General features: G+C 72.6%; 12 protein-coding genes. 6 read left to right on the top strand and 6 right to left on the bottom strand.

The annotated features are described in order from the left end of the window. Nucleotides 1-19 precede the first annotated feature (19 nt). Nucleotides 20-325 (top strand): hypothetical protein, encoded by a 306-nt coding sequence (locus tag Q0D57_RS10720; RefSeq protein WP_291043014.1) that lies wholly within the window; start codon nucleotides 20-22, stop codon nucleotides 323-325. Here the strand turns inward: Q0D57_RS10720 and Q0D57_RS10715 are convergent. Together Q0D57_RS10715 and Q0D57_RS10710 are read right to left on the bottom strand one after the other, a co-directional pair. Beyond that, entirely contained in the window at nucleotides 316-873 is a 558-nt protein-coding gene (locus Q0D57_RS10715) for a dihydrofolate reductase (protein WP_291043011.1), read from the bottom strand. The genes Q0D57_RS10720 and Q0D57_RS10715 overlap by 10 nt on opposite strands. After that, on the bottom strand, nucleotides 870-1673 hold the full coding sequence (locus Q0D57_RS10710) for a thymidylate synthase (RefSeq protein ID WP_291043007.1): 804 nt from the start codon (nucleotides 1671-1673) through the stop codon (nucleotides 870-872). Before Q0D57_RS10710 ends, Q0D57_RS10715 begins: the two co-directional genes overlap by 4 nt. Before the next feature lie 86 nt (nucleotides 1674-1759). On the opposite strand from Q0D57_RS10710, the gene Q0D57_RS10705 reads away from it, so the two are divergent. From Q0D57_RS10705 to Q0D57_RS10695, 3 genes are all read left to right on the top strand, one after another. Next, nucleotides 1760-1972: a hypothetical protein gene (locus Q0D57_RS10705; RefSeq protein ID WP_291043005.1), complete on the top strand. Its 213-nt coding sequence runs from the start codon at nucleotides 1760-1762 to the stop codon at nucleotides 1970-1972. A gap of 41 nt (nucleotides 1973-2013) precedes the next feature. Beyond that, nucleotides 2014-2772 carry a DUF2071 domain-containing protein gene (locus Q0D57_RS10700; protein ID WP_291043002.1) on the top strand — a complete coding sequence of 253 codons (759 nt, stop codon included), beginning with the start codon at nucleotides 2014-2016 and terminating at the stop codon, nucleotides 2770-2772. A gap of 124 nt (nucleotides 2773-2896) precedes the next feature. Beyond that, a complete protein-coding gene (locus tag Q0D57_RS10695) occupies nucleotides 2897-3793 on the top strand; it encodes a hypothetical protein (protein WP_291042999.1) in 897 nt (298 codons plus the stop codon). On the opposite strand, the gene ybaK is transcribed toward Q0D57_RS10695, so the two are convergent. From ybaK to Q0D57_RS10675, 4 genes are all read right to left on the bottom strand, one after another. Then, on the bottom strand, nucleotides 3779-4288 hold the full coding sequence (gene ybaK, locus Q0D57_RS10690; protein ID WP_291042996.1) for a Cys-tRNA(Pro) deacylase: 510 nt from the start codon (nucleotides 4286-4288) through the stop codon (nucleotides 3779-3781). The two genes, Q0D57_RS10695 and ybaK, sit on opposite strands and share 15 nt — an antisense overlap. After that, nucleotides 4288-5019 carry an alpha/beta hydrolase-fold protein gene (locus Q0D57_RS10685; RefSeq protein ID WP_291042993.1) on the bottom strand — a complete coding sequence of 244 codons (732 nt, stop codon included), beginning with the start codon at nucleotides 5017-5019 and terminating at the stop codon, nucleotides 4288-4290. The genes ybaK and Q0D57_RS10685 overlap by 1 nt, the downstream gene beginning before the upstream one ends. A 74-nt stretch (nucleotides 5020-5093) precedes the next feature. Continuing rightward, a complete protein-coding gene (locus Q0D57_RS10680; RefSeq protein ID WP_291042990.1) occupies nucleotides 5094-5873 on the bottom strand; it encodes a DNA-formamidopyrimidine glycosylase family protein in 780 nt (259 codons plus the stop codon). Then, the gene (locus Q0D57_RS10675; RefSeq protein ID WP_291042987.1) at nucleotides 5866-10686 is read right to left on the bottom strand and encodes an ATP-dependent helicase; all 4821 of its coding nucleotides are present in this window, start codon (nucleotides 10684-10686) and stop codon (nucleotides 5866-5868) included. The genes Q0D57_RS10680 and Q0D57_RS10675 overlap by 8 nt, the downstream gene beginning before the upstream one ends. Before the next feature lie 124 nt (nucleotides 10687-10810). On the opposite strand from Q0D57_RS10675, the gene Q0D57_RS10670 reads away from it, so the two are divergent. Both Q0D57_RS10670 and Q0D57_RS10665 read left to right on the top strand, forming a co-directional pair. Further along, the gene (locus Q0D57_RS10670) at nucleotides 10811-11350 is read left to right on the top strand and encodes an NUDIX hydrolase family protein (RefSeq protein ID WP_291042967.1); all 540 of its coding nucleotides are present in this window, start codon (nucleotides 10811-10813) and stop codon (nucleotides 11348-11350) included. A gap of 7 nt (nucleotides 11351-11357) precedes the next feature. After that, entirely contained in the window at nucleotides 11358-11930 is a 573-nt protein-coding gene (locus Q0D57_RS10665; protein ID WP_291042964.1) for a YdeI/OmpD-associated family protein, read from the top strand. Nucleotides 11931-12255: the final 325 nt, after the last annotated feature.

Genomic DNA, 12255 nt, shown 5'->3' with positions numbered 1-12255 from the left:
CGAATGTCTGGAGGTCACCATGAGCACTCTCGATCTCACCGACGTCGCGACCCTGTGGTTCGGCGAGGGCGAGACAGCACCCGGCGCGACCTCGGCGACCGCCCCGGCCCCGGCCCCGGTTCCGGTACGGATGCTGTGGCGCGGCGAGCGCTGGCGCGTCACCGACCGGCCCACCGAGCCCGAGGGCCTCTACTGGACCACGCATCCGCCGGAGTTCGCCGCCTGGCGCTTCCAGGCCACCGACCTCCACGGCACCAGCCGCGTCTTCGACCTCGTGCGGCACCACGGCGACCACCACTGGATGGTCGTGCACGTCTACGACTGATCGGGCTCCCCGGTGGCACCGGCCCGTGTCGATGACACGAAGCGGTAGCGGATGCCCGTGCGGGACTCGAGCCAGCCCTCCGCGGGCGTCACCTCCCGCGTCCACCCGGCCCCCGCATCCGGTGCCCGGGTGTCGCCGGCTGCTTCGACGTCGACCTCGGTGATCTCGAGCCGGTCGGCGAACTCCATCGCCTGCCGGTAGATCTCGCCTCCGCCGATCACCCAGACCGTCGGCTCGCCGGTGTCGTCCGGGCTGTCGTCTCCCGAGTTGCTGAGAGATCCGGCGCGAAGCGCCTGCTCGAGCGAACGGGCGGTCTCGGCGCCCTCGGCGCTCCAGCCATCCTGCCGCGTCACCACCACGTTCCGTCGCCCCGGCAGCGGCCGGAACCGCTCCGGCAGCGAGTCCCACGTCTTCCGCCCCATCACGACGGTCGACCCGCCCGTGAGCTCCCGAAAATGCGCAAGATCTTCAGGCAGATGCCACGGGATGCCCCCGCCCTCACCGATCACGCCATCGCGGGCTTCCGCCCACACCAGCGCCACGGTCATACGGCGACGGCGGCGCGGATGGCCGGGTGGTGCACGTAGTCGACGACCTCGATGTCGTCGTACTCGTAGTCGAACACGCTCGGCCGCTCGCGCGCGATGCGCAGGGTGGGCGGGGCGTAGGGCTCCCGCTCGAGCTGGAGCTCGACCTGCTCCACGTGGTTGTCGTAGATGTGGCAGTCTCCGCCGGTCCAGACGAAGTCGCCCACCTCGAGTCCGGTCTGAGCCGCGATGAGGTGGGTCAGCAGCGCGTAGCTCGCGATGTTGAACGGCACCCCGAGGAACAGGTCGGCGCTGCGCTGGTAGAGCTGGCACGAGAGCTTGCCGTCGGCCACGTAGAACTGGAACAGTGCGTGGCACGGGGCGAGGGCCATCTCGGGGATCTCGGCGACGTTCCACGCCGAGACGATCATGCGGCGGGAGTCGGGATCGGTGCGGATGGTCTCGATGACCTGCGAGATCTGATCGATCGGCTCGCCGCTCGGCGACGGCCACGACCTCCACTGGACGCCGTAGACCGGGCCGAGCTCGCCTTCGGCGCTCGCCCACTCGTCCCAGATCGAGACGCCGTTCTCCTGCAGCCACCGCACGTTGCTCTCGCCGCGGAGGAACCACAGCAGCTCGTACGCCACCGACTTGAAGTGCACGCGCTTCGTGGTGATGAGCGGGAAGCCCTCCGAGAGGTCGAAGCGCAGCTGCCGGCCGAAGACGCTGCGGGTCCCCGTGCCGGTGCGGTCGGATTTCGCCACACCGTTCCGGAGCGTGTCGCGCAGGAGGTCTTCGTACGGTGTCGCGATAGCCATGCACCCGAGCGTAGAGCCAATCGACACGCGTTGCGAGCCTGCGGGCGCGTTGTCCAATACCCTGATCCGAAGAGGGGAACCGGACCATGAAGCGCATCAACATCCTGTACGGCGGCAAGCAGTACTCCATCTCCGGCCGCGACGTCGACGAGGTCAAGGAGGAGATCCGTTCCGCCGTCGGCGCGGGGGAGCCCTCCTGGCTCGAGGTGAACGTGGGCGAGGGCAAATTCAAGCGGGCGAGCATCCTTCTCAGCCCCGGCACCGACATCGCCGTGATCGGCATCGACCCGGACGAGTGAGCCCGGCGCGCAGGTCGCAGTCGGCGACTAGCGTGGGTGAGGTGACGCCTCAGCCGCTCTCCCGCACCGCGCCTCCGCTCGGCCGGATCGCCGAGCACGAACAGGACTGGCAGTCGCTCACGTTCCTGCACTGGCGCGTCGCTCCCGAGCTCGTCGCGCCCCACCTGCCGCCCGGCACCCGGCCGGATGTCTTCGACGGCTCCGCCTGGGTCGGCCTCATCCCGTTCCGGCTCGCGAACGCCACTGCGCCCGGCGCCCGTGCTCTCGGCCCGATCCCGTTCGCGGGGACGTTCCCCGAGGTCAACGTGCGTCTCTACTCCGTCGACGCCACCGGTCGTCGAGGCGTCGTCTTCGCCTCGCTCGAGTCGTCGAGCCTCTCCGCGGTCCTCGCCGCGCAGGCGCTCTACGGGCTGCCCTACCGCTGGGCGCGCATGTCGATCTCGACGAGTCGCGACGGCGGCATCACCTACCGCTCCGAGCGTCGAGGTGCGGCAGGCCTGGGCGGCCGCACCGGCCCGCACTGCGTCATCGAAGCGCGGCCGGGAACCCGCGACCTCTCGCACGACGACCTCGCGGTCTTCCTCACCGCCCGCTGGGGACTGCACATCGCCCGGGGCGGGCGCACCCGCTTCATCCCGAACGAACATCCGCCGTGGCGCGTCGTCGACGCGGAGCTCCTGCATCTCGACGACGAACTGCTCGCCCACGCGGGCTTCCCCGACCTCGCGGGCCGTGCTCCCGACTCGGTGCTCTTCTCGCCCGGCGTGCACACGGGCTTCGGCCGCCCTCGCCCGCTCTGACCGCGGCAGCCACGCGCATGTCCCCGCGCCTGGCGCCGCCCCCGCAGTCCCCACCGCCCCCGCAGTCCCCGCAGTCCCCGCCGCCCCGACCGAGCCGCCCACCCGCCCCGTCCATAATGGACGGGTGACTTCTCCCTCCCCTGATCTCGGCCTCCTCCTCGACGTCGATGGGCCGATCGCGAGCCCCGTCACCCGCTCGATCGCCATCCCCTCCATCGCCTCCGACCTCGTGGCCCTCGCCAACGCCGGGGTGCCACTCGTCTTCAACACCGGCCGGTCTGACGAGTTCCTGCGCGGCGAGGTCGTCGACCCCCTCGTCGCCGGGGGGCTCCAGCCCGAGGCCCGGGTCTTCGGTGTCTGCGAGAAGGGAGCCGTGTGGTTCCGGATCACGCCCGACGGCGTCGGCGATCTCTCCATCGATGAGTCCCTTCTCGTTCCCTCCGAGCTCCGCCGAGGCGTGGAGCAGCTTGTCGAGGAGCACTTCGCGGAGTCGATGTTCTTCGACCGCACCAAGCGCACCATGATCTCCGTGGAGCAGCGCACCGACGTCGACAGTGCCGACTATCTCGCGATCCAGCCCCGGTTCGATCGCGCGGTCCTCGATCTGTGCAGAACTCTCGATCTCGGCGCGGTGTGGAGGAGTGAGCGGCAGCCGGCCTCCGACGGCAGCGTGCCGTTCCGGCTCGACCCCTCGATCATCTCGACCGACATCGAGTCGGTGCGCGTCGGCAAGGATCTGGGCGCCGAGCGCGCCGTCGATCTCGTCGCGGCCCTCGGTGCGGTGCCGCGGCGCTGGCGCACCGTCGGCGACTCCCGGAGCGACTACGCGATGGCCGACTGGATGCACGAGCAGCGGTACGACGTCGCGCACGTCGACGTGCGCCCGGCCGAGGGCGTGCCCGAGAAGCCCTACGCCGTGCTGGTCGCAGCGCCGGAGCAGACCAACGACACTGCGGGAGCCGTCTTCCTCCGCCGCTGGGCCGCCGAGGTCATCGACGGCGTCGTCTCAGACGTCGCCTGAGTTCCGCCGGATCCGAGCGATCCGCCCGCCCACCGCGGCCAGCAGGTCGTCCGGCGCGATCTCGATGTCGAAGCCGCGCCGCCCGCCCGAGACGAAGATCGTCGGGAACTCCCGGGCCGCGTCATCGACGACGGTGTCGAGCCGCGTGCGCTGCCCGACCGGGCTGATGCCGCCCACCACGTAGCCGCTCTTCCGCTCGGCCACCGCACGGTCGGCCATGGCCGCCTTCTTCGCGCCGAGCTCTCCCGCGAGGGCCTTCAGATCGAGCTGATCGCGCACCGAGACGATGCCGATGCCGAGGCCCGCATCCGTCTCGACCATGAGCGTCTTGAACACGCGGGCGGGCTCGATGCCGAGCTCGCGCGCCGCTTCGGCGCCGAAGTCGGTCGCCGCGGCGTCGTGCCGGTACGCGTGCGGCACGAAGGGGATCCCGGCCGCGCGCAGGGCCTGCGTCGCCGCCGTCGTCGGCCCCGCCGTGTCGTTCTTCTTCGCCATCAGCTCCCGCTCGGGCGGAGCGAGGGCGCGGACGAGGACGAGGAGGAGGGTGCGAGTGCCGCCCGGAGGAACGCGGCCACATCGCCCGCCTCCTCGGAGGAGATGGAGTGCGCGATGCCCGGATACTCGCGAGCGGTCACCGTGAAGTGTCCGGGCACGAACGCGGCGGTGCGCTCGATGCCGCTCGCGGCGATGATCGGATCCTCGACGTCTCGCCCCCAGAACAGCGGCGGCCGCGTCTCGGCGAGGCGCTCGTCACCCTCCGCTGCGTCGCGAGCGACGAAACCGGAGAGGTTCGCGGCCGCGGTGAACCGCTCAGGAGCCGACCGCAGCAGTTCGATCGACATCACGCCGCCCTGGGAGAACCCCATTGCGGCGACCGCCGGGGCCCGCCCGAACTGTGCCTCCACGCGGTCGAGCCACGCCAGCACGGCGGAGACGGATCCCTCGACCGACGACACCGGGGGAACGGCGGGCTCGCCCGGGGTGAACCAGGTCCAGCCACCGAGGCCGTACGGCTGCCCGGAGAGGGTCGCTCGAAGAGAGGCGTACACGAACTCCTCGGGCAGCAGAGGGAACAGCCCCGCCAGATCGTTCTCGTGCGAGCCACGGCCGTGCATCACGACCACGAGGGGCTGGGACGCGAGCCGCTCAGCCCGTTCGGCGGTGGGCACCGACCACACCACGGCGTCGTCGTCGATCGTGAAGGAGGTCGAGTCGTCGAGAGTCACCCGGCGAATCTAACAGAGCCGCCGCGGCCCGGAGAAGGCATCCGGCGCCGACGGCCGCCCCGCGCGAACCCCCGTCACCGCTGGCAGTTCGGGCACCAGTACGTCACGCGCTGCGTCAGCTCCGTCGCCCCGAGCGATCCCGAGCGGATGCGCGTGCCGCAGCGCAGGCACGGCTTGCCCCCGCGGCCGTAGACCCAGGTGCGCTTGCCCGGGCGGGTGTCTCCGGTGGTGGTCCGCTCCGAGCGGTCGCGGTTGGCGGTGATCAGCCGTTGCGCGAGGTCGACGACGGCGCCGAGGTCCGGCACGTCGGAGACCGGTCGTTCGGGGTGCACGCCGCGCAGGAAGCACAGCTCGTTGGCGAAGACGTTCCCGAGCCCCGCGAGGTTGCGCTGGTCGAGCAGCGCCACGTCGATCTCGCGTTCCGGATCGGCACCGAGCCGGCGCACGGCCTCGGCGGCATCCCAGTCGCCGCCGAGCAGATCGGGCCCGAGGTGGCCCACCGCCTCGTCCTCCTCGGCCCGTGGCAGCACCTCCACGGTGCCGAGGTCGAAGCCCACGGTCACCCAGTCGGCGTTCTCGAGCACGATCCGCGCCTGGTAGGCCGGTCGCCTCCACTTCGTGCCGTGCCGGTAGATGTGCCAGGCGCCCTCCATCTTGAGGTGCGTGTGGATGCTCGTGTCGCCCACTCGCGTGAGGAGGTGCTTCCCGCGAGCCACCACCTCGTCGACCACCTCACCGCGCAGGTCGACGGATGCGTACTTCGGCACCCGCACGTCGCAGACCGTGAGGGCGCGCCCGGCCAGCGCCTCGTGGAGGTGCACGGCGGTGCGGTAGACGGTGTCGCCCTCAGGCACGGAGCCTCAGCCCCCGTGGCGTTCCCGTGAAGCCGGCCGCCTCGAGTGCCGTGCCGACCGGGGTGCCCAGCACGAAGTCACCGTTCACGCGCTCGACCGCGAGCCGGTCGACGCGCCCGCCGGTCACGGCCGCGGCCACCGAGCGGGCCGCCGCGGCGATCCGCTCCTCGTCGTCGCTGAACGCGAGCGCCGACTTACCGCCGCGTTCGAGGTAGAGCACGAGGGCGCCGTCGACGAGGCACACGAGCGCGCCCGCCTTGCGGCCCGGCTTGTGTCCCGTGCCCTCCGCGAGGTCGGGCCAGCCGAGGGCGGCGCCGTACGGGTTCGCGGGGTCGGTGGCGGCGAGCGTCACGGCCTCGAGCGGTCGTTCGCGGCCCTCCCGGCCCACGGCATCCGGGGCGAACCCGCGCAGCCGGTCGACGGTGCCTCCGGTCGCGAACTGCGCCGCTCCGAGGGTCTCGACGAAGTAGCCGCGGCGGCAGCGCGCGCTCTCCTCGAACTGGCTGAGCACGCGGTAGACGAGCGCGAAGCCGCCCGGCACCCGCTCGCTCATGACCGAGCCGCGGGTCACGACGCCGTAGCGGTCGAGCAGCATCTCGGCGGTCGCGTGGGCGCGAAGAGTCGGATCGGCGACCGGTTCGGGGAGCATCGACCAGCGGCCGCCCGCCGTCGGCGGCCCCACGCGCGTCTGCATGGTGGCCCGCGCGACGGTGCGGCCGCGATACATCCGGGAGCGCGGCGCCTGACGCTTGGTGCTGTGCGCCGACTTGCCCGAACCCGTGAGGGTGCGCAGCGGCGCGACGGTGTCGTTCGTCACGAGGCCGGCCCACACCAGGTCCCAGATCGCCTCCACGATGGCCGCATCCTCGGGCACCCGCTCGGGCAGGCTCGCGGCGACCGCGTCGGCCAGCGAGCGGAAGAAGAAGCCGCCGCCGTGCCCGAGCGCCTCGCGCAGGGCGGTGTGCAGCTCGGTCTCGTCGAGATCCTCGGGAAGCGGCGCGGTGGCCGAGACGGGCAGGGTGTCGAGGGTGTGCAGCGCCACCCAGCCGTCGCTCCCGGGCAGGCGACCGCGGCCCGACCACACCACCTCGCCCGAGGCGGTGAGCTCGTCGAGCATCGCGGGGCTGTAGTCGCGCACGCGTGCGGGCAGCACGAGGTTCTCCCAGGCGGAGGCGGGCACGGGCACCCCGGCGAGCTGCTCGATCACGGTGAGCACGCCGTCGACGCCCCGGAGCGAGCCGCCCACGTGCTGCCAGGCGGGCAGGAACCGGGCGAGCGTCTCGGTCGCCACCGGCTCCACCTCGTGGCGGAGTGCGGCGAGCGAGCGGCTCCGCAGCCGCCGCAGCACCTCGGCGTCGCACCACTCGGTCGACCCGACGCGGCCCCGCAGCAACGCCGAGGGCTCCTCCGAGGCCGTCTCCGAGGTCGCCGAACCGCCGTCACCGGAGACGGCCCGGTCGGCTTCCGACGCGCCCCCGGCCTCCGGCAGCGCGAGCCCGCTCGGCCTGAACTCGCCCTCGATCACGCGCCGATCGGCGGCGAGGCGACGCAGCGCATCCGTAACCACGGCCACGCCCAACCCGAACCGCTCGGCCACCTCCTGGGCGAGGAACGGTCCGTGGGTGCGCGCGTACCGGCTCACGAGATCGTGCACCGGCTGCTCCACCGGCGCGATGAACGCATCCGGCACCCCGAAGGGGATCGGCACCCCGAGCGCGTCCCGCAGCCGCCCCGCGTCCTCGATCGGAGCCCACCACTCCCGCCCCGCGAAGCTCACCCGCAGCGCGCGCCGCGCCGAGACGAGCCCGGCCAGCGCCGCGGGCACATCGAACTCGAGCGAGCGCGCCACGACCTCCTCGGTCGTGAGGGGGCCGAGCATCCGCAGCAGGTCGGCGACGCCCTCGAGGTCGCGCGCCCGCCGGTCGGGAGCGAGCCGCTGCAGCTCGAGCTCGGTGTCCCGGATGACTCCCGGGTCGAGCAGCTCCCGCAGCTCCGCGCGCCCGAGCAGCTCGGAGAGCAGACTCGGGTCGAGCGAGAGGGCGGCGGCTCGCCGCTCGGCGAGCGGGCTGTCGCCCTCGTAGACGAAGGAGGCGACGTAGCCGAACAGCAGGGAGCGGGCGAACGGCGAGGCCTCGCCCGACTCCGTCTCGACCACCCGGATGCGCCGCGACTCCAGGTCGCGTGCGATCGCGAGCAGGGAGGGCAGGTCGTAGACGTCCTGCAGGCACTCGCGGACGGTCTCGAGGATGATCGGGAAGGTCGGGTACTTGCGCGCCACCTCGAGCAGCTGCGCCGAGCGCTGCCGCTGCTGCCAGAGCGGAGAGCGCTTGCCGGGGTTCTGCCGGGGGAGGAGCAGGGCACGCGCCGCGTTCTCCCGGAACCTCGACGCGAACAGCGCCGATCCGCCCACCTCATCGGTCACGATCTGCTCGAGCTCGGCGGGCTCGAACAGGAACAGCTCGGCCGAGGGCGGCTCGCTCTCGGTGTCGGGCAGCCGCAGCACGATCCCGTCGTCGCTCGCCACGGCGCTCGCGTCGAGTCCGAAGCGCTCCCGGATGCGCCCGTTGACCGCCAGCGCCCACGGCGAGTGCACCTGCATGCCGAAGGGGGAGTGCAGCACCACGCGCCAGTCGCCGAGCTCGTCGCGGAAGCGCTCGAGCACGAGAGTGCGGTCGCTCGGCACGTGCCCGGTGGCCTCGCGCTGCTCGGTGATGAACGTCACGAGGTTCGACGCCGCCCAGGCGTCGAGCCCGGCGCTCTCGGCCATGCCCAGGGCCTCCTCGGGGGAGGCGGCGGCCACCCGGCGCGTGAACGCCCCGATCGCCTCACCGAGCTCGGCCGGCCGGCCGATGCCCTCGCCGCGCCAGAACGGCAGCCGCCCCGGCTGGCCGAACGCCGGAGTCACGAGCACGCGATCGTGGGTGATCTCCTGGATCCGCCAGCTCGTCGCGCCGAGCGCGAACACGTCGCCCACGCGGGACTCGTAGACCATCTCCTCGTCGAGCTCGCCCACGCGGCGGCCGGGGGCGGATCGGGTGCTGCCGCCCGAGGAGGCCGTCGGATCGGACTCCGTCGGCTCGCCGCCCACCATGAAGACGCCGAAGAGGCCGCGGTCGGGGATGGTGCCGCCGCTCGTGACCGCCAGCCGCTGGGCCCCGGGGCGACCGGTGAGGGTGCCCGCGTCGCGGTCCCAGACGAGCCGGGGCCGCAGCTCGGCGAACTCGTCGGAGGGGTAGAGCCCCGAGAGCAGGTCGAGGGTCGCCTCGTAGGCCGAGCGCGGCAGGTTCGAGAACGAGGCGCTCCGGCGCATCACCTCGAACCACTCCTCCACGTCGATCGGCTCGAGGGCGCACGCCGCCACCGTCTGCTGCGCGAGGATGTCGAGCGGGTTCGCCGGGATCGACAGCGTCTCGATCAGTCCCTCGGTCATCCGGATCGAGACGACCGCCGAGTGGATCAGGTCGGCCCGGTGCTTCGGGTAGAGCAGTCCCTTCGAGATCTCGCCCACCTGGTGGCCGGCACGGCCCACCCGCTGCAGCCCGCTCGCGACCGACGGCGGCGCCTCGACCTGGATGACGAGGTCGACGGCCCCCATGTCGATGCCGAGCTCGAGGCTCGAGGTCGCCACCACGCAGCGCAGCCGGCCCGTCTTGAGGTCGTCCTCGATCAGGGCCCGCTGCTCCTTGCTCACCGAGCCGTGGTGCGCTCGGGCGAGAAGCGTCTCGGCGCCCGCGGTCTGCCCGGCCTGACCCATCAGCTCGGCCGGTGCACGGGTCGAGCGGGCCGAGTCGGAGTCCGAGCCCGGGCCTCCGTTCGATCCCGCGTCCGAGCCCGAGTCCACGCCAGAATCCTCCGCGCCGAACCCCATCCGCTCGGCGAAGATCTCGTTGAGCCGCGCCGTCAGCCGCTCGGCGAGCCGCCGTGAGTTCGCGAACACGATCGACGAGCGGTGCTCGAGGATGCGGTCGACGATGTCCTCCTCCACGTGCGGCCAGATCGACCCCTGCTCCGGCGCGTTCCCCGCCGAGGCGGCGCCCTCGAGCGAGGGTGACTCGGCGGGCGGGATGGCCGTCATGTCCTCGACCGGCACGACCACCTTGAGGTCGAACTTCTTGGTCGAGGGCGGCGCGACCACCACCACCGGCCGGCCTCCGGCCAAGAAGCGCGCCACCTCCTCGCGGGGCCGCACGGTGGCGGAGAGCCCGATCCGCTGTGCCGGCCGGGCCAGCAGGGTGTCGAGCCGGTCGAGACTCACCGCGAGATGCGCTCCGCGCTTCGTGGCGGCCACCGCGTGCACCTCATCGATGATCACGGTGGTGACCTCGCTGAGCGCCTCGCGCGCCGCCGACGTGAGCATGAGGAAGAGAGATTCCGGCGTGGTGATGAGGATGTCCGGCGGCGTCTTCGCGAGCGACCGCCGCTCGTTGGCCGGTGTGTCTCCCGAGCGCACGCCGACGGTGATCACGGGCGGCGCCGCGCCCAGCCGCTTGGCCGTCTGCGTGATGCCCACGAGCGGCGAGCGGAGGTTCCGCTCCACGTCGACCGCGAGCGCCTTGAGCGGCGAGACGTACAGCACCGAGGTCTTCCGGGGGCCCTCGCCCGAGGGCTGCGCCGGCGCGGCGGCGAGCCGGTCGATTGCCCAGAGGAACGAGGCGAGCGTCTTGCCCGAGCCCGTGGGCGCGACGACGAGCGCGTGGTCGCCCCCCGACACCGCCTCCCAGGCCCCCGACTGCGCGGTGGTGGGGCCCGAGGGGAAGGCGCCGAGGAACCACTCGCGGGTCGCGGGGGAGAACCTGTCGAGCACGTCGCTCATCCGTCCATCATCGTCGGTACCACCGACAACGGCATCCGGATGCACCGCCCGCGACTCCGGCCGAGCAGGCCGCCTCCCGCGAGGCGCGGACGAGGCGGCCCCCACCGGTGGGTAAGAATGGACTATGAGCGTGCGCACCCCTGACCCCAACTCCGGCTGGCTGAGCGACACCGAGCTCGCGGAGGTCAGGCAGCGACTCCCGCTGCTCTACGTCGAGGCGGTCCCCGTGCGCGTCGACGGTCTCGGCCAGGTCGTCGAGGTCGGAGTGCTCCTCCGGGTCGGCTCGAGCGGCACCATCACGCGCACCCTCGTCTCCGGCCGGGTCATGTACGGCGAGACGCTCCGCGACGCGCTCTTCCGCCACCTCGAGAAGGATCTCGGGCCGATGGCGTTCCCGCAGCTGCCGGCGAGTCCCATCCCGTTCCAGGTGGCGGAGTACTTCCCGCTGCCGGGCGTCTCGGCCTTCTACGACGAGCGCCAGCACGCGGTGGCTCTCGCCTACGTGGTGCCCGTCACGGGCACGTGCGATCCGCGGCAGGACGCCCTCGAGCTCACCTGGATGACGCCGGAGGAGGCCGCCTCGCCGACGGTCTCGGAGGAGATGGAGGGCGGTCGCGGTGCCCTCCTGCGGGCCGCGCTCGCCTCGGTCGGCAAGCTGGTCTGAGTCCCTCGTGGCCGAGGAGTACGAGCACCTCCAGTTCGCCGACGACGCCGGCTGGGAGGCCTGGCTCGAGGCGAACGGGGAGTCCTCGCCGGGCGTCCGGCTCCGCATCGCCAAGAAGAGCAGCGCGCACTCGACGCCCGACCATCCGCAGGCGCTCGACGTCGCACTCTGCTTCGGCTGGATCGACGGCCGCCGCAACGCGCTCGACGACGACTTCTTCCTGCAGACGTTCACACCGCGCCGGGCCAGGAGCATGTGGTCGACGGTCAACCAGGAGAAGGTCGCGGTGCTGATCGCGGCGGGCCGGATGCGTGAGGGCGGCTTCCGCGAGATCGAGCGCGCCAAGGCAGACGGTCGCTGGGCGGCGGCCTATGCGCCCGCGACCACCATCGAGGTCCCGCCCGAGTTCGCCGCGGCTCTCGCGGAGAACCCGGAGGCGGCCGCGTTCTTCGCCACCCTCACCGGCTCCACCCGCTACGCCTTCCTCTTCCGCCTGCACCACCTCAAGCGCGCCGACACCCGCACCCGCCGCATCGAGGAGTACATCGCCCTCCTCGCCCGCCACGAGACCCTCCCCTAGCCCCTCCCCCCTCCCACGAGTGGGCAGTTTCGGCTCCAAGAACGCCGCCGTGGGACCAGAACTGCCCGCTCGTGGGAGAGGGGCGCGCAGACGACGAACGGCCCGCCTCACGAGGAGACGGGCCGTTCGAAGAGTGCGAAGAGCGGATGCGCGACTAGCGCGAGCGACGACGCCCGGCACCCGAGCCGGCCGAGAACGCAGCCGCCGACTGACGGGGGCGACCGGTGCCGGCCGCGGCACCCGAGCCGGAGCCCGCTCCGCCGCGACGCCCGCCGCCTTCGCCCGCACCCGATCCGCCACCGGCACCGCCGGAGCCGCCGCGGCC

The sequence above is a fragment of the Herbiconiux sp. genome (assembly GCF_023264895.1).
Lineage (GTDB): Bacteria > Actinomycetota > Actinomycetes > Actinomycetales > Microbacteriaceae > Herbiconiux.
This window is presented reverse-complemented; position numbering and strand designations above follow the sequence as displayed.